Source organism: Persicirhabdus sediminis (genome assembly GCF_016595495.1).
Classification (GTDB): domain Bacteria; phylum Verrucomicrobiota; class Verrucomicrobiia; order Verrucomicrobiales; family Akkermansiaceae; genus Persicirhabdus; species Persicirhabdus sediminis.
This window is the reverse complement of the sequence record NZ_JAENIM010000039.1, coordinates 23,590-45,247: the sequence shown is the minus strand read 5'-3', so window position 1 is coordinate 45,247 and position 21,658 is coordinate 23,590. Positions and strand designations below refer to the sequence as shown.

The 21,658-nt window shown below is 49.7% G+C and carries 19 protein-coding genes and 1 tRNA gene; 10 read left to right on the top strand and 10 right to left on the bottom strand.

Annotated elements, in window-relative coordinates:
• Window positions 1-87: 87 nt before the first annotated feature.
• Complete coding sequence (locus JIN82_RS07725; protein WP_200311057.1) at window positions 88-378, bottom strand: GIY-YIG nuclease family protein; 291 nt, start codon at window positions 376-378, stop codon at window positions 88-90.
• Window positions 379-514: 136 nt separating this feature from the next.
• On the opposite strand from JIN82_RS07725, the gene glnD reads away from it, so the two are divergent.
• Window positions 515-3,286 carry a [protein-PII] uridylyltransferase gene (gene glnD / locus JIN82_RS07720; RefSeq protein WP_200311056.1) on the top strand — a complete coding sequence of 924 codons (2,772 nt, stop codon included), beginning with the start codon at window positions 515-517 and terminating at the stop codon, window positions 3,284-3,286.
• Window positions 3,287-3,347: 61 nt separating this feature from the next.
• Here the strand turns inward: glnD and JIN82_RS07715 are convergent, their stop codons facing one another.
• From JIN82_RS07715 to JIN82_RS07705, 3 genes are all read right to left on the bottom strand, one after another.
• Window positions 3,348-3,758 (bottom strand): OsmC family protein, encoded by a 411-nt coding sequence (locus JIN82_RS07715; protein WP_200311055.1) that lies wholly within the window; start codon window positions 3,756-3,758, stop codon window positions 3,348-3,350.
• A gap of 76 nt (window positions 3,759-3,834) precedes the next feature.
• The gene (locus JIN82_RS07710; protein ID WP_200311054.1) at window positions 3,835-6,432 is read right to left on the bottom strand and encodes an SUMF1/EgtB/PvdO family nonheme iron enzyme; all 2,598 of its coding nucleotides are present in this window, start codon (window positions 6,430-6,432) and stop codon (window positions 3,835-3,837) included.
• Complete coding sequence (locus JIN82_RS07705; protein WP_200311053.1) at window positions 6,425-7,087, bottom strand: sigma-70 family RNA polymerase sigma factor; 663 nt, start codon at window positions 7,085-7,087, stop codon at window positions 6,425-6,427. The genes JIN82_RS07710 and JIN82_RS07705 overlap by 8 nt, the downstream gene beginning before the upstream one ends.
• Before the next feature lie 172 nt (window positions 7,088-7,259).
• Here JIN82_RS07705 and JIN82_RS07700 point away from each other — a divergent pair, with 172 nt between their 5' ends.
• The 3 genes from JIN82_RS07700 (at window position 7,260) to JIN82_RS07690 (ending at window position 9,532) form a co-directional block, all read left to right on the top strand.
• Complete coding sequence (locus tag JIN82_RS07700; protein ID WP_200311052.1) at window positions 7,260-8,459, top strand: DEAD/DEAH box helicase; 1,200 nt, start codon at window positions 7,260-7,262, stop codon at window positions 8,457-8,459.
• An 18-nt stretch (window positions 8,460-8,477) separates the two neighbouring features.
• Window positions 8,478-8,981 (top strand): crossover junction endodeoxyribonuclease RuvC, encoded by a 504-nt coding sequence (ruvC, locus tag JIN82_RS07695; RefSeq protein ID WP_200311051.1) that lies wholly within the window; start codon window positions 8,478-8,480, stop codon window positions 8,979-8,981.
• Window positions 8,982-9,175: 194 nt separating this feature from the next.
• Window positions 9,176-9,532, top strand: a complete 357-nt coding sequence (locus JIN82_RS07690; RefSeq protein ID WP_200311050.1) for a four helix bundle protein — start codon at window positions 9,176-9,178, stop codon at window positions 9,530-9,532.
• A 61-nt stretch (window positions 9,533-9,593) separates the two neighbouring features.
• Here JIN82_RS07690 and JIN82_RS07685 read toward each other — a convergent pair whose 3' ends face one another.
• Both JIN82_RS07685 and JIN82_RS07680 read right to left on the bottom strand, forming a co-directional pair.
• The gene (locus JIN82_RS07685; protein WP_200311049.1) at window positions 9,594-10,055 is read right to left on the bottom strand and encodes a DUF695 domain-containing protein; all 462 of its coding nucleotides are present in this window, start codon (window positions 10,053-10,055) and stop codon (window positions 9,594-9,596) included.
• Between the two features lie 216 nt (window positions 10,056-10,271).
• Window positions 10,272-11,876 carry a sulfatase family protein gene (locus JIN82_RS07680; protein WP_425511513.1) on the bottom strand — a complete coding sequence of 535 codons (1,605 nt, stop codon included), beginning with the start codon at window positions 11,874-11,876 and terminating at the stop codon, window positions 10,272-10,274.
• A gap of 577 nt (window positions 11,877-12,453) precedes the next feature.
• On the opposite strand from JIN82_RS07680, the gene JIN82_RS07675 reads away from it, so the two are divergent.
• From JIN82_RS07675 to JIN82_RS07660, 4 genes are all read left to right on the top strand, one after another.
• Window positions 12,454-13,137, top strand: coding sequence for a hypothetical protein (locus tag JIN82_RS07675; protein WP_200311047.1), 684 nt, complete (start codon window positions 12,454-12,456; stop codon window positions 13,135-13,137).
• Window positions 13,138-13,177: 40 nt separating this feature from the next.
• On the top strand, window positions 13,178-13,753 hold the full coding sequence (locus tag JIN82_RS07670; RefSeq protein ID WP_200311046.1) for an Ntn hydrolase family protein: 576 nt from the start codon (window positions 13,178-13,180) through the stop codon (window positions 13,751-13,753).
• A gap of 287 nt (window positions 13,754-14,040) precedes the next feature.
• Window positions 14,041-15,075 (top strand): biotin synthase BioB, encoded by a 1,035-nt coding sequence (gene bioB, locus JIN82_RS07665; protein WP_200311045.1) that lies wholly within the window; start codon window positions 14,041-14,043, stop codon window positions 15,073-15,075.
• A complete protein-coding gene (locus JIN82_RS07660; protein ID WP_200311044.1) occupies window positions 15,063-15,590 on the top strand; it encodes a L,D-transpeptidase in 528 nt (175 codons plus the stop codon). Before bioB ends, JIN82_RS07660 begins: the two co-directional genes overlap by 13 nt.
• Before the next feature lie 20 nt (window positions 15,591-15,610).
• Here JIN82_RS07660 and JIN82_RS07655 read toward each other — a convergent pair whose 3' ends face one another.
• The 3 genes from JIN82_RS07655 to JIN82_RS07645 form a co-directional block, all read right to left on the bottom strand.
• Window positions 15,611-16,117 carry a TrmH family RNA methyltransferase gene (locus tag JIN82_RS07655; protein ID WP_200311043.1) on the bottom strand — a complete coding sequence of 169 codons (507 nt, stop codon included), beginning with the start codon at window positions 16,115-16,117 and terminating at the stop codon, window positions 15,611-15,613.
• Window positions 16,118-16,253: 136 nt separating this feature from the next.
• The gene (gene rnc / locus JIN82_RS07650) at window positions 16,254-16,934 is read right to left on the bottom strand and encodes a ribonuclease III (RefSeq protein WP_200311042.1); all 681 of its coding nucleotides are present in this window, start codon (window positions 16,932-16,934) and stop codon (window positions 16,254-16,256) included.
• Window positions 16,935-17,007: 73 nt separating this feature from the next.
• A tRNA-His gene (locus tag JIN82_RS07645) sits at window positions 17,008-17,082 on the bottom strand.
• Window positions 17,083-17,331: 249 nt separating this feature from the next.
• Here JIN82_RS07645 and tyrS point away from each other — a divergent pair.
• Window positions 17,332-18,519 (top strand): tyrosine--tRNA ligase, encoded by a 1,188-nt coding sequence (gene tyrS, locus JIN82_RS07640; RefSeq protein ID WP_200311041.1) that lies wholly within the window; start codon window positions 17,332-17,334, stop codon window positions 18,517-18,519.
• A gap of 272 nt (window positions 18,520-18,791) precedes the next feature.
• Here tyrS and JIN82_RS07635 read toward each other — a convergent pair whose 3' ends face one another.
• Window positions 18,792-19,409 (bottom strand): prepilin-type N-terminal cleavage/methylation domain-containing protein, encoded by a 618-nt coding sequence (locus JIN82_RS07635; protein WP_200311040.1) that lies wholly within the window; start codon window positions 19,407-19,409, stop codon window positions 18,792-18,794.
• 360 nt (window positions 19,410-19,769) lie between these two features.
• Between JIN82_RS07635 and lepA the strand changes: the two genes are divergently transcribed.
• The gene (gene lepA / locus JIN82_RS07630) at window positions 19,770-21,569 is read left to right on the top strand and encodes a translation elongation factor 4 (protein ID WP_200311626.1); all 1,800 of its coding nucleotides are present in this window, start codon (window positions 19,770-19,772) and stop codon (window positions 21,567-21,569) included.
• The last annotated feature ends 89 nt before the right edge of the window (window positions 21,570-21,658 follow it).

The window sequence follows — 21,658 nt, the reverse complement described above, 5'->3', positions numbered from 1 at the left end:
GGTTTATTGCCAATAAAGTGATTAAGAGTGTAGCCAACCAGCGCATTGATATATTTCTATAATTAGGAATTTTCGTCGTGAGTTAGGCTATAACATATATTCGCCAGACTCACCCATAATCGCCAGTACACCAGGGCCAGACTTCATGCCTTTGATTTTTTTCTCCAGCTTGATCGCCTTGTTATAACCCAGCAGATCACTTTTCCATTCTAGCTTCCATGGCTTGAATCGTGCGGTCCACTTCTGCTTACCAGCATTATGCATACGCACATCCCCCTCCACATCTTCGCTAATATCAACAAATCGACGATTGCCGCGGTTGATCATGACATAAACTCGGAAGTCCCCCTCTTTTTGTGGTTCTCGTTTCTCTCGCATCGTTTCAGCTAGCTAGTAATTTCGCAGACTATCGACTTCTCGACAACTTTTGCAAGCCTGAATCCTACTGCGATTATGACAATAAATCCACGACATTCGGACTTCAAACTTTGCCAATTCCGTCCATACTAACGCCGTGAGCGAAATTAGCACAAACGAAATACTACCACGTGCCGAGGCATTTCTAGATGAGGTTTGTCAACCATCTATCAGCAAGGAAGACCGAATTGAGAAATTCAAAGCCTTCATGCAAAAAGAGGAAGACACCATCAAGGCACGCCACGATAAAGGAGCTGGCGGTTTAGAGGTCGCCTGCGCGCGCGCTGATCTCATAGATGCCGTGCTCACCATGATGTTCAGAGCTGCTATCAACTCGACTAGCAAAAAAAGCAGCTCAGTCGCCCTCGTTGCCCAAGGTGGTTACGGTCGCGGCACACTCAACCCAGCATCTGACATCGACTTGCTTTTCCTTCTACCAAAAGCATCTCACAAACTTCCAGCGCATCTATCAAAGCTGGTAGAAGAAGTGCTCTATCTACTTTGGGACATGGGCTGTAAGGTTGGCCACGCATGCCGATCCATCACCGAATGCATCAGCGAAGCGCGTAAAGACCAACAGAACAAGACCGCCCTGATGGATGCCCGCATGATCACCGGCAACCAAGAACTCTACGAAAAATTCGAGCAGCGATTTGAAAAAGAATGCGTGGTTAAAAGTCACGTCGAATTTCTCGAACTGCGCCAGCTAGACCTAGCAGGCCGCCACGCCAAATACTCACACACAGTTTTCCTGCAAGAGCCACACGTTAAAGAAAGCTGCGGCGGCATGCGTGACTACCATAACAGCCTGTGGATCTCACGTGTCAAACTCGGTGTTTATTCACTCAAAGAACTCGCGTCGCAAAAAATCGTCACCAAAAATACCCTCAAAGAATTTGAGGAAGCCTACGATTTCCTCCACCGCGTGCGCAACGAGCTGCACTATCACAATGGTCGCTGCACCGATATTCTAACGCTCCAGCTGCAAGGTGTTGTTGCCAATAAATTCAAATACCCACAGAAGACGATCTTGCGTCGCTGTGAGGCATTCATGCGCGACTACTACCGCCATACGCGATACGTCTATCAGCACACCACTTCACTGATGGAGCGGTTTGAGATTGAACACGAAAACCGCAATACGCTGCGCTGGGCATCATTCATTAAAAGCCCAACAAAAAGACGCCAAGTTGTTGATGGATTCATCATTCGCAACGGCCGCATCTACCCTGAGCACAAAGATACCTTTATCGACGACCCTCACCGCATGATGAAGGTCTATCAGATCGTCCAGCTGCAAAAGCTGCGATTCACGCCAGAAATGCGCAAAACGATCAGTGAGAATCGACCGCTCATCAATAAGTCATTCCGCTATAGCAAAGCTAACCGCGAGACATTCCGCGCCATCCTTGAGCGCAAAGGTGAAGTGGCGCCAATCCTGCGCCTCATGCACCGGTCACATGTGCTAGACGACTACTTGCCGGAATTTGCCCCGCTAGATTGTTTGGTTCAGCACGAATTCTTCCACCGCTACACCGCCGATGAACATACATTGCGCTGTATCGACCAACTAGATAGCTTGCTAGACGAAGACGCTACACCAAAAGGTGACGCGTCACTGTACCGCAAATTATTGCTCAAGATAGAAGATCCATACGCGCTCTATCTGGCACTCATTCTGCACGATACTGGACGTGCCGAAAACGTTCGCGAACACATCGATGGCTCAACAATCTTAGCGGATAAACTGTGCCGCCGTCTGGTCATCACCGGAGGTCGCCGCGCGCTCATTATGTTCTTGGTAGATCACCACCTTACCTTCTGGCGCTACGCTACCAGCCGTAATTTAGATGATGTCGCCGTGATCGAGGAATTTGCTAACATCATCCGCGACAAACGCCGACTCGACGCGCTGCTTCTTTTCACTTGGGCCGATTCTAATGGCACTAACGACGAAGCTTGGTCACCGTGGAAAGAGTCATTGATGCTGCAGCTCTATCGCTCAACTCGCGACTTCCTCACCCAGGGCGCAGAACAATTCAGCGCCGTAGCCGAAGATGAACGCCGTGAGCAAGAAGCCAAGTGTAAGAAAATTCTACCAGAAGGATATCACGAATATGTAGACATGCACTTTGCGCAAATGCCGAAACGCTACTTCAGATTCCGTGAGCCAAAAAACATCGCCATTCACATTCGCTCATCCAGACGATTCTACCTCAAAGACAAATCGCATCCTGAAAAGTTCAACTGTGACTTGCGCTGGATCGACCGCGATGACCGCTCACATACTGAGCTTCTTGTTAGCGCCTGGAACCGCCCGCTATTGATCGAAAAAATCTGCTGCGCCCTCGCATCACAGGAGATCAACATCATCTCAGCTGACGTCTTCACCCGCGCCGACGGCATGGCTTGTGACTTGTTCAAAGTTTGCACCAAAGACCTCAAGCCAGTCACCAGCGAAGTCAAACGTAAGCGCGTACTCAAAACCTTCCAAGAGATCAACAAAGACCCTAACCCACAGGCTGGCTACTCACCTGAAAAATACCTCAAGGTGAAAGTCAACATGCTGCAGAAAGATATTAGCGAGGGAGGCATTCCATTTCCAATCTACGCTGAAGTCCGCAACGACCTCAGTCCAACAGCCACCGCCGTTAGTATTCAAGCGAAAGATAGAATCGGCCTACTCCACGATCTATTCTATCATATTGGCAAACTCGAAATGGCCACCGTTCACGCGCGTATTTGCACTGAAAAAGGTGCCGCGATGGACATCGTCTATGTCACTTGGCCAGATGGCGGTAAGATCGAGGATGAAGAAGACCTCAAGCGACTACAAGAAGCGGTCGATAAGGTCATCGCACCACAATAATTCGTTCCAACAAAAACAGCTCCAGCCAATCAGCTGGAGCTGTTTTTTTGAGCAAGATATTTCAACCTAACCAATTCCATTGCATATCCACTGCAATGTCACTGTGGATGCTATGTTTCACAGGACAATGGTCAGCGGCTTGAATCAACGCGGCACAATGAGGTGACTCCGCAGCTACGGGAACATCAAGCACAACCGCCAAGCGTATAATACGACGCGGAAGATCCGCGCTCATTTCTTTTTCGATGACGATTTTCATTCCTTTGAGGTCGACACCTAGCTGATCAGCACGCATGCCCATGATAGTGGCCATGCAGCTAGCCAGCGCAGTAGCCACCAGATCTGTTGGAGAAAATGCCTCACCTTTACCATTGTTATCTACTGGCGCGTCAGTAACTAACACTGAGGACGATGGACCGTGAATCGCTTCGCAATGAAGCTCACCTTGATATTCCACATTGATTTGTACCATGACTAATCAATGCACCAAGAGGCCACTGCTCACAAGCCATTTTCATTTTGCCACGCCGCCCAATCGATAAATAAAACTAACGACTTTTACTGTCCATCTTGCTATCAACTTTATCGTCTACCGGCTCGGCTCTTTTTGCCAATACCACCCTGAATCCGTAGGTATCGTCTTTGCGATCACGCTTCATCACGCTGCGCGTTTTGATGTAAAGGTGCTCTTTGCTATAACTTCTCCAATGACCACCACGCAGTACGCCGTAGCCATTTTCACTGGTGCTGTAATCATCATCCACCCATTCTTGGGCGTTACCAGATAGATCGAATATCCCTAATGAGTTAGGCGGGAATGAACCAACTGGAGCGGTGTAAACAAAACCATCATCGTAATTGCTCAGTGCTCGTGATCTAGGAACTGATAGAGCCTGCGCCGCTGAAATATCAGCTAGATTACCAACCTTAATATAAGGGACATCTTCAGGCGGCCATACTGGCCCCCACGGGAAAGATTGATTCTTGCGGCTCTCTCGCTCAGCTGGCTTCAAATCGACATCTTCTTGCAGTCCAGCCATGAGGCTCCATTCGTAGTCAGTTGGAAGGCGGTAGTAATCAGAATTCGAAATCAACTCACGGCGACGATCGTGGTTAGTTAGCCAGCGACAAAACGCACGCGCATTATCACGGGAAACATTCACCACAGGATGCGTTGGCCCCTGAGCAAATGGTGGTGATGTGTGCTTGGCATTCTTCTGCGTTTTGAGGAATTCAGCGTAATCTTGCACGCGAGTTTCCCACGCACTTACTAACAAATCATCACCCATTGGCACAAATTTCATGCCTAGGCTATTCTGCCACTCTGAGCCAAAGATCACACTATCATTGCGCTGCATCTGAATGTGGATGGTTTTTTCCTGGCCTGGATGCAGCTTCATCTTCTGCACAATCCGGCGGTAACCTTCTAAGCGAAATTCTAACTTAATCATCTGATCTGGACGTATGCGATCAAACTGTAGCGGCGTCAGCCCCTGCCACACACCATCCATAATCACTTCAGCATCCGTCGGCGAACTAGACACCACTAACTGACTGTAGGAAATCTTCTTCACCTCAACGCGGAATGGATAAACTTTCTGACGTTTATGCTGCTGGTTGTAGTCAGCTGAAGAAAACTCCTTATCCACCACCGCATGCATGTATTCATCATCGGTCAGGTAGCCGTCACGGTAGTTATTGGCTGTAAGCCAGTCACAGAATAGTTTTGCCTGACCTTCTTGCACCAGCACGATGCGGTTTTTTGAACCACTCTCGCTATGGTTGATTTTGAAATGCATCACCGCCTTAGGTAAAGTCGCCTGATAGCGATCCCAAGTATTACCTGATACATAATATGAACTGCGATGATAGTCACCAATCGGCTGATAGGATGATCCCATATTATCTGACCACTCGATGCCCTCTATCGGCGGCGAGAAGATATCTAATTTGGGAATCACCAGATTCATTTTATCCGCCGCCACCATAACTCCGTCACGTTTGGTGCTATGCCCTTCTAGCCTTAATTCGTACTCAGCGTATTCACCAGCTGGCTCTGTCACTGGCCCATATGGAGTAACGCCTAGGTAACGACCTTTTCTATCATAAACACTAGCGCCCTCCGGCATGCTGTTGATTTTGACACTTCCAAACTCCGGCTCTTTCTCCGGCTCTACCTCTGGCGCGAATTCCGATAAATTATTGGCACTTGATAGACGATTGAAGTAATTTACCCCAAACAAAACGCCAGACAGAACTAATATAACAAGCGCGACTTTAGATAATGTCTGACGACGCTTTTTCCTAAACTTGCGGCCATCTATCAGGCGCTGAATTGCTTCAGCTAACTCCTGTGCATTTTTAATTGTCCGCTTAGATACACGCGGCTCACAAATATCGCAGATGACCTGATTGAGATCCAGCCAGCGCTTTCTATCAAAATTATCAGGCAGTTCATCAGGCAGCTCAGGAAACTGCAATCGATCGCGGCCAGTAGCCATCTCATAGAGCACTTTGCCTAACCCATAAACATCAGCTTGCCCAGTACCAGGACCTTCTGGAGGCACAAATCCTTCAGTTCCAACAAAAGTATGCTGGCCCCGTGGCGCTACTAGCCCGATATCAGCTAGCTTGGCTTTGCCGCCAACAAAGATAATATTACACGGCTTCACATCGCGGTGTGCTAGCCCAACACTATGTAGATACTGCAGTGCCTCCGCCAAGCGCAGACCTGCATCCATCGTGTCGTTGACGTCTAGCGGCTTTCCTCCAGCTCGCTTTAAGTCCGTCATCAAAGTGCGCGGCTCATATGTCGACTTATCAACTGCCGTGCCTGAGCTGACGTCGTCGCCAAGCTCCATGACATAATAATAAAACGCGCCCTCATCACCGTCACCGCGGCCCACGTGCAAAATATGCACTAGCCCTGGATGATCTCGTGAAACTGGCTCGTATTGTAAGATCCCTTTGAACTCGCGCTCAAAGCTAACATCATCACTGAAATCAGCGCGCCAAACTACCTTAACAGCGCGCCATGCGCCAGTCACCGCTCGGGCCAGCCACACTTCACCGTATGATCCTCCGCCAATTTTGCGAACGACTTCGTGGTCGGGAATTTCTGGCTGTGGCCTTTCGGGTTTACGCATCGTCGTCTTCTTGCAGCTTAGCTAACTCTTTTTTCAGTAGACGCCCTACTCGGTGTTTGGCCAAGTAAACTTGCGACATACTAACACCGAGCTGAGATTGCACTTTATCGGCATCCCACTGGCGTATCACATAATAGTCAAAAATCTGATATTGTCTTGGAGACACTTGAGCTTTCACTTTCACCAGAGCTGCGTCAGCCAGGTTCTTCTTCCACTCAACTTCCCACAAGCGTTCCAGAGTTTCTCCCTTCGGATCTTCTACGCGCTCAATCACAGCGGTCTTGCGTGATTCATCACCAAACTCATCAAAAGTCATGGCGGTGTCTTTTTTACGCTTACGGAATTGATCATTAATTCGCCAGCGAGTCATGTTCATCAGCCATGATTTGAATGACCCTTTTTCTGGGTCATACATATTCTTTTTGCTCTGCTTAGCGATAGAGAGAATCGTTTCCTGTACGACGTCAAATGCTTCTTCCGAGCGCAGTCCCGCCTTAATCGCCACCGAATAAATCAATTTCCAATACGTCTGGTAAAACTCATCCCACGTCCGTTGATCCTCCCAGTTATCGAGACGCGCAATCAAGCTCTTGCGGGTCTTTGCGTACCCGTCTTTCAGAATTGCATCATCACTATGCTTTTTCTCCTCTGCCATTACAATGACTATATACCACATGCAGCCCTACTAACTACAAGCAATTCGTATAACTTTTACGGATTTCTTTACTAAAAATCTGCTCATTACCGCCCAGCGAGGGAAACAAATCAGTGAACGTACGTCTTTTATGGCTCTTGACTCATCGGCCACAAACCTATAGTCCGCTCTTATGACTTTCGCCGAATTGGGCCTCTCAGAAGATGTACTACGCGCTATTACCGAATCTGGCTACGAATCTCCGACCGAGATTCAAGCTAAGGCAATTCCTATCTGCCTAGAAGGTAAAGACGTAATTGGAGCATCTCAAACAGGTACAGGAAAAACCGCAGCGTTTGCGTTGCCGTCACTTTCCCGTATCAAGCCACTCGGCAAACCACAGATCCTCGTGCTCGAGCCAACTCGCGAACTTGCCCATCAAGTCGCTGAGCAGTTTGAAAAATACGGCAAACACACAGGTCTCAAAGTCGCCCTCATCCACGGTGGTGTCGGCTACGGCAAACAAGACGAGCAAATGAAAAATGGTGCCGACATCGTTGTCGCCTGCCCTGGCCGCCTGCTCGACCACTTCTTCCGTGCCACCATGCGCTTTGGTGAAATCAAATGCCTCATCCTCGATGAAGTAGACCGCATGCTAGACATGGGCTTCATGCCAGCTGTGCGCAAGATCGTAGCACTCTGCCCGTGGGAAGGCCGCCAGACACTCTTCTTCTCAGCCACCATGCCACCAGCGCTGTCAACCTTCGCCCAGTGGTGCCTCACAGATCCAACAGAAATCACCGTTGCTAGACGTGAAGTGGCCGCCACCGTCAAACACGCCTTCTATCCAGTCTCCATGGACCAGCGAGACGAGCTGCTCATCGCCCTCATCGCCAAAGACGATTTCCACTCTATCATGATCTTCACTCGCACCCGCCGCGAAGCTGATAGTGTCTCACAGATGCTCACGCAAAATGGCCTCGACAAGGTGACTGTGATGCACTCAGACATCAAACAGAGTGACCGCATGAAAGCGCTCAAAGGATTCAAAGATGGTGACTACAACATCCTCGTCGCCACCGACGTTGCCGCCCGCGGCATCGATATCTCAGGCGTCTCACACGTCATCAACTACCGTGTGCCAGAAAATGCTGAAGATTACGTCCACCGTATCGGCCGTACAGGCCGCGCCCAAGCTGAAGGTGATGCCTATACGATCCTAACCGCTGACGAACTCGACTTCGCTGTAGCCGTGGAAAACTTCGTTGGCAAAAAAATCATGCGCGAGAAAATTGATGGATTCGACTACGCCTACACCGCTCTGCTAGACGACAAGCCAGCTCGCCCAATCCGCAAGAAGCGCCCAGCAGCTCCACGCCGCCGTCGCCGCTAACATCTAGCTGGAAAAACCATGATCGTCCTCTCTATCGACCCAGCTGTGCGCAATACCGGCTACGCTGTGTTAGAAGGCGATCATCTAAAACAAAAAGTTCACGACTACGGTGTCATCTCGATGCCGCAGCGCCTCCCCCAGTCAGCCGCGCTGGCTGGAGTATCACAGGGCATCGACGGTTTGATTCAAAAATACCAGCCGGACGAAGTCGCCGTAGAAGGCATCATCTTTGTGCAATCTCACCGCACCGCCATCTCCATGGGCGCTGCGCGAGCCGCCGCCCTAATCTCCGCCGCTCGCCAAGGCATCACCTGTTACGAGTATTCCCCCAAAAAGGTGAAACAAGCCATCACCGGCAAAGGCACCGCCGACAAACAACAAGTAGCCTTCATGGTGCGCGCACTGCTAGGGCTAGCAGAAACGCCGCCCCACGATGCCGCCGACGCCCTAGCCATCGGCCTAGCCCACCTCAGCGCCAGCGACCCAATCAAAGCCAGCGTACTCAAACGCACGAGAGTTTGAAGAGTGAAGAGAAAAGGTTGAAGAGTGAAACACTTTACCTCGTTAGATAGCATTCGCTGGATTCTCGGCGCATGATATCATTGCTAGGGAGCGAAAAGTGTACCTAGCGGAATTTTCTATCCTCCTATGTAGCTAAGCATGTAAATGTTGCATCCATTTGATTTTCAGCCAGCTGTGTGGCAATCTAGCTGGATATGAATGCTCAACCACAAGGGCTTTGTGAACGTAGCTTTGACTTCGCCGCACGCATCGTCAATCTCTGCAGTAAGCTGCAAAAGACGGCTGGCATTTCACGCACACTAGCAGACCAGCTATTACGCTCGGGAACCTCTATTGGAGCTAACATAGAAGAAGCACAAGCCAGCCAGAGCAGGAAAGATTACCGTGCAAAGATGTATATTGCCTGCAAAGAATCCAGAGAGACGAACTACTGGCTGCGCTTGTTAATCAAATGCAATCTGATTCCTGAGTCACAGCTCAAAGATCTACTCGAGGAATCTAGCCAGATGATCGCCATTCTCACCACTATAGTAAAGAAGCTGAATGATTAGAAAATCACTAAGCCATCATCTCGCTATAAATCTAGCAAACAAGAATTTTACTCTTCTCTCTTTAATCTTCACTCTTCTGCACGCCTGCGAGCATGTGCTCGTACTCGGCCCAGTCGGCGTCGTCGTGGATGGATAGCTGGATAGGCAAACCGGCTTCGAATTCCTTGTTCACCAGTGTTTCTAGCAGCTCAAGGTTTCCGACATAGTAATCAAAATCGCGCTGACCATTGCGGGTGAATGTGAAAGCTAACACACCAAGCATGGCCTCCTCTAATGCCAATGTTAGCTTGGCCTCAAACTCACGCATCAATGCCAGCTGGGCAGTATTTGGTAGCCCCATGGTCTCTTCGTCCTCATCGACATCGTAAGTCCAGCTCACCGTCATACGGTGCGCGAGTTCGTTCTTTTGGGAAAAATCAGCCAAGTCGGCACGATATTTCACCTGGGTGACCAGATCATCATTTTCACCACTCGCTACCCTCCAGCTAGCCTCAGCCGCTGGTGTATATTCACTAAAAGCCATGCCCGAAACATGTCGCAATTTTCCCAATGCGCAATCAACAAGCAAACATCAGGCAGCAATTCTCAATCAAAGAGGTATCATTCAGCCGCCCATAGCTAAACCAAGGATCAACGCCAGCTGGATGTGCTGGTAACAAAAAAACGCAGCCCACCAGCACGAGGCTGATAGAACTGCGTTAGTTTGGGAGCTTTCAGTGATCAGGGGATCAATGGCTTACTATTTCTTAGCGCCTTTTTTCCCTTTAGTCTTTGATTTGTTCTTTTGTGTTTCCAGTGATTTTTTGTAATCCGCGATTACAGTCTCTCTATTCACCAATGCTTCGTCTGGCTGGTTCCACATGCGATAAGGATCATCATGCTTGCGCATTTCTGTAAGAAGCAGCTCTTCCATTTCTTTCAGCTTGGCTGCATAGGCAGGATCATCAGCTAGGTTCACTTGATTCTTGGATGGTGTATTGCCAATGGCTTTTACCAGCTCAGCAGCATGGTGCTCTTTTAGCAGCTCATGTGGGTTTTCAGCCAAATTGAACAGCTGAGTTTCTTGTACAGTGCCACCAATGCCATCATACTGGATCAGCTTCCAGTCACCTTTACGTACGCTGCGAATGCCCGGCTTGGTTCCGCCACAGTAAACACCGTAGAGGCTGTCGCGCACAGTATCTTTCTTACCTTCGAGAACTGGTTTGAAGCTGATACCTTCATTTGTATCTGGCGCAGGGATGCCCGCCATATCACAGAGTGTGCTTAAAACATCCATCAGATAGACGTTGCCTTGAGCTCGTGAGCCAGCTGGGATGCCAGGGCCTTTAACAATCATTGGTACACGCAAACTGTGCTCGTAGAGGTTCTGCTTACCCTGCAGACCGTGACGCCCAATGGCGATACCGTGGTCCGCGGTGTAAATGATGTAGGTATTGTCGAGCTCACCCATCGCTTCCAGCTTGTCTAATACTCGACCAATTTGGATATCGATGTTTTCACTACAAGCTAGCTCGCGTCCGTTCTCGTTACGAATCGTCGCAACATCGCGATTTCTCCACACACCAGCAGCGTTAATCTCGTCGCGGCAACCAATATGGCCATGCTCAAACGGGTGCGCGTCTAGGTAATTTACCGGCAGCGCTGGCATTTTTGGATTCAATGCAGGCGGAGTTGTTTTATCGCGGTGATTGAAGGCACCGTAGTTAGCTAGCAGCTCAGACTTGCCTTCACGAGGATCGTGCGGGTGGGAAAACCCGTAGTAGATGAGGAATGGTTTTTTCTCCGTACTCTGCTCACGGTCGTTCAAATAATCCAGCACTCTCTCGGCATGCCAAGCACTCCCAGATTCATCGGTTCCACCGCGTTTCGTGACATCGTGGCAGATGGTGAACTGCTTGTTAGCAGCCGAATAGCTGTTGCCTTTTTTACAAGTACGCATGGTATCATAGCCAGCTCGGTTGAACACAGCGGCTATGGTATTGTTTTCTAGATCACTTGGGCAAACCTGCTCTTTTTCTTCAGCTGAAGCATTTCCCATCAGACTCTTCACGCCAGTTGGGATTCTCCACACACTGCGGCCAGACATGATCATGTGACGCGAAGGTGTACAAACAGCTCCCTTGTTCGCACCCATATGATAGGCGCCGTCGATTACCATTCCTTCAGCCGCTAACTTATCGAGCACAGGGCTTTGTAATGGCGATTTTTCATCATAGGCCTTCAAATCATAGATAGTTTGATCATCAGTTAGAATGAATAAAATATTAGGTCTATCTGCAGCAGTTGCCGACAAACACATAAATAATGATGCCAGTACTGATTTAAGTTTCATCTTTTTCATAAATTGGGTATCTATCAAAATCTTGAGATTCATATAACTAGACAGCTTCATTATCAGCCTAGCAAAGTCTACGGTGCAGATTTTCAAAAAATGCATGTCCGACTCTTGTGCCAAGGCTACGTCAAACAATGTGGGTATATTGCAACAAGTGATCGTTTTTCCATTGTTAGCTAAGATAACAGGCCATTTCACCTAGCTGATATTCTTACGAAGGATTACACTCAACTGACAGAAGCAAACCAAAGACAAGCCCGTGCGACAGATTGCGCGGGGCACCTAAATAATTAAGTCTGCAGCCAAAGCAAATAATCACATTTCACGCCAGAAAATGGACCGCTTAATAAGTAATTTCAGTCCGTGAATTCGTTAGCCCAACTAGCTTCAAATCCAGCACTTTATCCTCACGCATAAATAGATAGCCAGCCGAACTAACTAATGACTAGCTGAAAACCCTAGCCAGCTAAATCCCCCAGCTGTAGCGATGGCCAGCTAATGCTCGGCAAAATGAATTTAGCTAACACAGAGTAGCTAGAAACAATTTCTGGACAGCGAGGAGACCCTAGCGGATAGTAAATCCATGAATGCGCGACTGCTTAGTTTTCTATTTTTCCTCATTGCCCTGACTAGTGTCCGGGGTGGTGAGCATGTTATTTTATGTGGTGGCCCCGCCCTGAGGCAATGGGAAGATCTTCGCGTCAAACGTGACCAACACGACCGCTGGTGGGGAAACTTTGTCCGCGCCTCCACGCTGCGCATGACCGAGATTAACAAAGCCTATGGTGACAGCGCAAAAATTATCTGGATCGTCTACAAACCTGGCTACACCACCCGTGGCCGCGAAGACGGCAAGCCATATACCAGCTGGATCAACGACCTAGCGGTAAAATACGGAGCCCAACTGGTTTGGGTTAGCGGCGGCGGCGAAGCAATCAGCGCGATCAACCGACGCCCGTCAAAATCAGTAGTGTCATTTGATTTCTTTGGCCACTCCAACAAATACTGTTGGGTGCTCGACTACAGCAACCAGATCATGGGCGCCAGCAAGGCATGGATCCATCAGAACGATTTGAAAAAAATCAGCCGCCGAGTATTTGCCAAAAATGCCCACTGCCAGAGCTGGGGGTGCCACACAGCTGAAAGCATGAGCGCGTACTGGAAAAGAGCGCTCGGCATGCCATTGATTGGCGCTGAGGGAAAAACCGACTACACCGTAGTTGGCCAAGGTCGCCTGCCTACTGTTAGCGGACGCTGGTCAGATTAATTTCCAGCTACCTACCTCACTAACAATTTTCATTTTCGCTATGTCTATCGCCCTAGTCGCCATTCGCGACAATCAACTCTGTCTCGCAGCGGACACACTTTCATCGTGGGGATCACACCTGATGAGCGCCGAGTACAATGGCACCGCTAGTAAGATCATCGATACTGCAGATAGCCACATTGCCACCACCGGCATGTCGGTTCTAGCAGACGCGCTAAATGCCATCATCTCAGATGACCCAGAGCTGCTCAAGCTAGATAGCCAGCTGAATGTTTTCAAAAGCTGGAATGCCCTACACCAGCGGCTCAATGAAAACTACCACCTCCGCCAGCAAGGCGATGAGGATGAGGTAGAATCATCACATTTCTCCGCCATTGTGGCTAACAAATCCGGAGCCTACATCGTCGCCCCACTGCGCTCAGTAGACAAGCTAGCCAAATTTTGGGCCATTGGCAGTGGCTCCGATTACGCCTTTGGCGCGATGCATTTGGCCTACTCGCAAGGGCTCACACCACGCGAGATCTGCGAAGCCGGCGTAGCTGCCGCAGCGGAATTTGACGACGGCTGTGGTGCGCCATTTGAATTCCGCGAACTGACCTTGCAAGACAGCCAATAATTACCAGCTAGATGTCACAAATCCCCCGCTGGTGATTGCTTGCCAAATAGGCTCATTCAGCCGACATCGATACACGGGAAAAACAACTCGAGCTAAGTTACTTGGATAAAGAAATCCATTCCCTGCGACCAATCTATTAGCGGCCTATTGCGCAATAACTAAACGCAAAATCATTTGCGGCGGACAAAGTTCACCACCAACGCATTTTTTTGGTGGATGATTGTGGCACTCTGGGGTTAAGTCATCTGCAGAAGCCCGCTCCGCGGCGCATTGCACTCATTTTTTCCATGACCTACGACGAACTCAAAGCCATCTACGACCTCCCACTCTTTGAATTGATCAAACGAGCCCACGATGTTCACGAAGCCAACTGGCCTGAGCAAGAAGTTCAGCTCTGCACCCTACTGTCGATCAAAACCGGCGGCTGCTCGGAAGATTGTTCCTATTGTTCGCAATCATCGCGCAACGATACCGGCCTCAAGCGCGAGCCATTGATGGAGCGCGACGCCGTGATGGAAAAAGCCCGCTTGGCCAAAGCCAATGGCTCAACTCGTTTCTGCATGGGTGCCGCTTGGAAAGGCGTGCGCGACGGCAGCAAAACTTTCGAACAAGTCCTCGATATCGTGCGCTCAGTAGCTGAGCTGGATATGGAAGTCTGTGTGACCCTCGGTGAGCTCGGCGAAACAGAAGCCTCAAAGCTAGCTGACGCAGGAGTTACCGCGTACAACCACAACGTTGATACCTCTCCAGAATTTTACAAAGAAATCGTCACCACACACAGCTACGACGACCGCCTACGCACCATCCGCCACGCCCAAGATGCTGGCATGAGTGTTTGCTGCGGTGGCATCCTCGGACTTGGTGAAACATCAGCCGATCGCCTGAAAATGCTTGAGGTTATTTCCAGCTTCAACCCACAGCCAGAGAGTGTGCCTATCAACTCACTCATGCCGATGCCGGGAACACCGCTAGCGGAAAATGCACCTATCGATTCACTCGAGCTCATCCGCATGATCGCGCTGGCTCGTATCGCTTGCCCGAAATCAAAGGTTCGCCTATCAGCTGGCCGTGCAGCACTTACAGATGAAGCGCAGATGATGTGCTTCTACGCCGGCGCCAACTCTATTTTCTACGGTGAAAAACTACTCACCGGCAACAACCCAACAATGAACAAAGACCGCGTGCTCATTGAAAAACTTGGGCTGAAAACTCAAGCGCCAAATCCAGCGCAAATCCAACAGCCAGAAGTGGACGGCGAAAAGCCGCTCGCTCCTAACTGCCCGCTAGAGAGCGCCGAGCCAGCTGGCTCATGCGGCTGCTAATCTCTCAGCTAGAAATTAGACAACCACCAGCGCTCGTCGTGATTCCATCACATCCAGCTAGCCAGCCACAGCTGCAGATAGAAATCTCCATTGCCCAGCAGCGACTGTGGCTCAGAGATGGCGAGCGCACTCTCATGGATTGCCCTATCTCCTCCGCCGCTAATGGCTGCGGCAGCGAAGAAGGCAGCCATAAAACTCCCTTAGGCAAATTTCGCATCGCCGAGAAATTCGGCGGTGACGATGTGCCTGACACCATTTTTAAAGGTCGTGTAGCCGTAGGAAAATGGGACGGATCGCGCTCAGGTGATGACCTCATCCTCAGCCGTATTCTTTGGCTCGACGGGCTCGAAGAGCACAACGCCAATACCAAAGACCGCTACATCTACATCCACGGCACCAACCACGAAGAGCTCATCGGCCAGCCAGCTAGCTGCGGGTGCATCCGCATGAACAATGCCGACATCGTCGAGCTCTACGCACTCACACCGGTTGATACCCGGGTGAGCATTTGCTAATCAATTCCAGCTAGAAATTTCTAACCAGCTGGATATTGCACGCAGTATTGGTAGAGACACATGCTGGTTGCCGTCGCCACATTATAGCTAAATGGCAACCCCCAAACTGGGATCTCCACCACCGCATCTAGCAGGTCTAAACTATCCTGCCCCAATCCCTCACGCTCGGAGCCAATCACCAATACGCATTTATGAGGAAATTGATAGTCACCGAGACCACTTGAGTTCGTCGTCTGTTCGAGCCCAACTAACTTATACCCATCAGCTTTGAGTTTTTTCAGCACGGGAACCAATGTGCGCTTCACCGTGAGCTTCACCTCCTCTGCGCCATCGCGAGCAATCTTCGGGTTTACCTTAGCATTGCCCGTAGCGATCACTTCGCTAACACCACAACAGCCAGCCGTGCGCATGATAGTTGATAGATTTACATTACTGCGCAGCGGCGAACAAGCAATGATCAGCGGCCTTGGCGTTGTTAGTTCAACTGGCGGCTTATGACGAATGTGTTGAAACTTTGACTCACTCACTAGACATGCTTTCTCGTAGAAAGCACTCAGCAGCTCTGTTGTTAAAATTCATAAAAGCACGCTACTAGCAGCTACTTGCATAGCAAGGAGAATCAAAAATCATTGCAACTCCCAGCTAGCAGTTAGAGCCAGCCAGCTACGCCCATGACTTAGCCTCCAGAGCAGCCTTAGCCGCGGAGATCTCAGCATCTTTTTTACTTTTACCCACTCCTTTGCCGAGCACTTTTTCCAGCCAGCACACTTCCACTTCAAATACCTTGCAGTGATCTTTGCCTGACTCACCAACTACCTGATAGATTGGGCTCTGAGGAGCAATCGCCTGTAGTTGTTCTTGCAGCTGACCTTTTGGGTTCACCTCAGCTGGCTCGTTAGCAATATGCTCCAGCTGGCGTGAACACACATTCAGCAATACCTTCTTTGCTTCATCAAAGCCACCATCAATGTAAATGGCGCCTGTTAGCGATTCAAAAGCATCTGCCAGCGTAGAAGTTCGAGCACGTCCACCACTCGCCTCTTCGCCCTTGCCCATCATGAGATATTGGCCAAGACCAATCTCTTTAGCAAATCTAGCTAGAGCTGCGCCAGAGACCAAGCGCGCACGCAGCTTAGTCATCTCGCCCTCACTAAATCCAGGGAACTGCTGATAGAGCCATTCCGTAACGGTGAGCTGCAGCACGGCATCGCCGAGAAACTCTAGCCGCTGGTTATCAAAGTGGGGTTTTTGTGTCTCATAGGCCATGCTTGGGTGAGTCATCGCCTCAGCCAGCAATAGTGAATTTACAAATTTATATCCGATCGCTTCCTCTAATGGCGCCATAAACAAAAGCATGTTATAAAATAAAAAAGATCACAATCAATTTGTGACCTCATTAAGAAAGATTTAGTGAACGTGGGGTGGCTGACGGGATTTGAACCCGCGACAACCGGAATCACAATCCGGGGCTCTACCCCTGAGCTACAGCCACCATGTTCACGTTGTTGCGCCCTCTCGGGCGGCGACAAACTACGACAGATTACCCACTTTTGGAAAGATAAAAATGCATCAAAATGCATTTTTTTTCACCCCTCAACATTCAACCCATTGATGGTGAATTATTTTACATATTCACTCGGTCAGAAGAAAAATCCACCACCATAGGCGATTCGCGAAATCAATCTCACCTGTAGATGCAATTTTGGTTGAAACTTCCGCCACACACCATACAAACCGTGGCATGAATCGCACGCCAGAAGAAGCGCTGAAGTACCTGACCGCAGGTATCGCCAAAGTTCACAGCGAAAAAGAACTGCTCGAAAAGCTCAAAGAAGACCGCCCGCTCAGAGTGAAGCTCGGCGTCGACCCGACAGCTCCAGACATCCACCTCGGTCACTCAGTAGCTATCGAGAAGCTCAGACAATTCCAAGAGCTCGGCCACACCGCCGTGCTACTGATTGGAGATTTCACCGCTACTGTTGGTGATCCAACTGGCCGCTCAGCCACTCGCCCACCTATCACTCGCGACGAAGTTCTAGCAAACGCAGAAACCTACACCACCCAGGCCTTCAAAATCCTCGACCCAGAGAAAACTGAGATTGTCTACAATGGTGATTGGTTCCGCAAAATGACCTACGAGCAAGTACTCGTGCTCAACGCTAGAGTAACCATGCAGCAAATGCTGCAGCGTGAAGATTTCAGAAACCGCATCGATAAAGCACAAGAAGTACGCTTACACGAGATCCAGTACCCGATCATGCAAGGCTGGGATTCTGTAGAGATCAAAGCTGACGTAGAACTCGGTGGTACTGACCAGCTGTTCAACATGCTTGTTGGTCGCGATTTCCAAAAAGCCGAAGGCCAAGCGCCGCAGGTTGTGATGACCATGCCGCTGCTAGAAGGTCTCGACGGCGTTAAGAAAATGTCCAAATCCTACGGCAACTACGTCGGTGTGAATGAAGCGCCTAACGATATGTTTGGTAAACTCATGAGCGTGTCTGACGAGCTCATGGTGCGCTACTACCAGCTGCTGCTCGGCGAAGAACTCGACGCTAACATGCACCCGATGGAAGCGAAAAAACAACTCGCCGCTCGTATCACCGCTCGCTTCCACGACGAAGCTGCAGGAAAAGCCGCGCGCGACGACTGGGAAACTCGTTTCTCCAAAAAAGACCTCGCCGCAGCCGACCTTCCAGAAATCGCCATCGCCGATCTGCCAGCTGAGCTCAATACCATCAAAATCGCCGCCTTCGCCTTCGAAAATGCATTCCAGCTGAAGAAGTCTAACGGCGAACTGCGCAAGCAATTCATCACTCCTGGCGCCGTCCAGCTCAATGGTGAAAAACTCCTCGATGCTAACGCAGCTGTCTCACCAGCCGCCGGCGACATCCTACGCATGAGCAAAAAGCACAGCGTTAGATTTATCTAATCGAATCAAATAACCATCTCCAAATCCAGCCAGCTGATCCAGCTGGCTGGATTTTTTTGTCCTAGCGAAATGTCCCAACAGATGAAGAAATCACCCTAACTCACAAAACGAGCACCATCGCTTCATCATACCGGTCTGAAAACTGAAAACTGAAAACTTTAAACTCCTTTATTCCTTCCACACTGATCACCGCACACCGATCACTTGAACAAAAAAAAGAGCGGAGGAAAAATCCCCCGCTCTTTAGTTGAAATAATTAAGCCTCTAGCGACTTAGTTGACCTTCCAGTTGACGACGTCGTTTCTGGTATTGGCTTCGTCATCTGGGCCGATGCTCTGAACCAGCACTTTGAATCCTGTGACGTAGCGGAATTTCTCACCGCTATCGACTTTGCCGTAATGTGGGTTGTCGATTTGGCCATCGAGATCATAGTCTAAGTACATGTTGTAGAAGTTACCCCATGGATCCCAAAGATCGATGTCTTGGTTATCACCTGAGCCAGTCACTTCAGCACCATCTTTTTCGGCTTTTGCCTGCTGAGTAGGTGAGTAGTAGGCGATGCCACGGCTGTTGACAGACGTATCGTAGCCAGCCAGTACACGCAGAATGCCACCGCGCTCGGTTTTGAGCGGCTGACCAGTAGAGGTATCAGACGATGGATACTCACCATTAGATGGGTAAGGCAGGTAGCTGTATTCATTTTCAAATGAATTCACCGCGTTCTCTAGATCCTTACAGGTAGCCAGAGCCTTAGTTTGGCGCCCTTTTTCTAGAGCTTTAAGGATTGCGGGAGAGGCCATCGCCGCCAACGCAGCAATGATGGCGATGACAACAAGGAGTTCCACCAAGGTGAAGCCTCGCTGGAGTTTGGTCTTCTGTGTGTATTTCATGATGTTATAGCAATGATAAATTTCTATTTATCGAGTATGTCTATGATTTATACACATGAATGGCTTGAGGGTGCAACCCCCTAGTTCACACTTCCTGTATGACGGCTAGTCAGAAGTTCTAAACAGCTGGCTGACAGCATGCTATTTGGGCAAAATTTCCCCCGCGAGCAATACAGACGGCAAGAAAGGCAAGAAATCATTGCTCGCTCGCCTTGGCAAACACGTCATTTTGTGCCATTGAGTCCTGCGCTTGGAAATATTTTCCATGCTGTCAGAAAAATTTGGCTGTTCATCGCCGCCATGCTGACTAAATACAAGCAGCCCCCAACCGCAGACGCCAGCCAGATTTCGCCAGCTATTATGTCCATCGAACTGACCAGAAACTTTTCCATCATTGCTCACATTGACCACGGTAAGACGACTCTTTCCGATCGCTTGCTTGAGTTTACCCAGACCATTTCTCAGCGCGAACAGCAAGACCAGTTGCTCGATGCCATGGACCTGGAACGTGAGCGCGGCATCACGATTAAGTCGCACCCAGTATCTATGTACTACAAGGCGAAGGATGGTATCACTTACCAGCTGAACCTTCTGGATACTCCCGGCCACGTTGATTTCTCCTACGAGGTATCACGCTCACTGGCTGCCTGTGAAGGTGCCCTGCTGATCGTCGACGCCGCACAAGGTGTAGAAGCACAGACACTGGCCAACCTGCACCTCGCTAACGAGCAAGATCTAGCCATCATCCCGGTGATCAACAAGATCGACTTGCCTAGCTGCGACCTGCCTAAAGTTCACAAACAGCTCGAAGACATCATCTGCATTCCAGCTGAGGAAGCCGTGCCCGCTTCAGCAAAAAATGGCATCGGCATCGAAGATATCCTCGAAGCCGTCGTCAAGCGTGTGCCACCACCAGTAGAGAACGAAGACAAGCTACTCAGAGCGTCCGTATTTGACTCCATCTACGATAACTTCCGCGGCGTTGTTTCTTATGTTCGTGTGATGTCTGGCTCCATGAAACGCGGCCAGCGAGTGAAACTTTTCCACACACCAAATACTTACGAAATCAAAGAAGTAGGTGCCTTCACCCCTGCAATGACCAAACGTGACCAGCTGGTAGCTGGTGATGTGGGTTACGTCATCTGCAACATGAAGTCTGCCGCTGAGGTGAAAATTGGTGATACCATCACCGACAATACCCACCAGTGCCCAGAGCCACTTCCTGGTTTCAAAGAAATCCAGCCAATGGTTTTCTCCGGCATCTACCCAGTAGACAGCTCAGACTTTGAAGCACTCAAAGTCGCCATGGGCAAGCTGCAGATCAACGACGCCGCATTCACTTGGCAGTCAGAGAGCTCAGTCGCGCTCGGCTTCGGTTTCCGCTGCGGATTCCTAGGCCTGCTGCACATGGAAATCATTCAGGAGCGCCTGCGTCGTGAGTTCGACATGGACATCATCTCCACCTACCCGTCAGTAATTTACGAAGTCACTCAGACCGATGGCGAAGAAATCCTCGTCGATAACCCGTGCATGCTGCCAGAAGCTCAGGCGATTCAAGAAATCCGCGAGCCAATCGTACGCATCTACGTGATGACCCCTGGTGACTACATCGGCGACATCATGAAACTCGTCATGGACAAACGTGGTGAACTCGAAAATACCGAGACCATCGATGACGTGCGAGTCATGCTCACCTGCACCATCCCACTTTCTGAAATCCTCGTCGACTTCAACGACAAACTCAAATCCATGACCCGTGGATACGGCTCTATGGACTACGAACACGCTGGCTACAAAGCTGGTAAACTCGTCAAAATGGACATCATGATCGCCGGCGAACCAGTCGACGCCTTCTCCACCATCGTTGATCGCGATAAAGCTGAAGCCTACGGTCGCCACCTCGCCGCCAAGCTCAAGGAAGTGATTCCTCAGCAGCTCTTTGTAGTCGCCATTCAGGCCTGCATCGGCGGCAAGATCATCGCCCGTGAGTCCATCTCAGCCATGCGCAAAAACGTGACCGCCAAATGTTACGGTGGTGATATTTCTCGTAAGCGTAAACTGCTCGAGAAACAGAAAAAAGGTAAAGCCAAGATGAAGGCCATCGGCAAAGTCAACATCCCGCAGGATTCATTCATCAAAGTGCTCAAAAGCGGCGACTAATCACTGCCAGCTTATAGATTTCACAATCAGATAAAAATGCGCCGCCCACCAGCTGCGCATTTTTTTTCTTAAAAAAAACGCCTCATCTG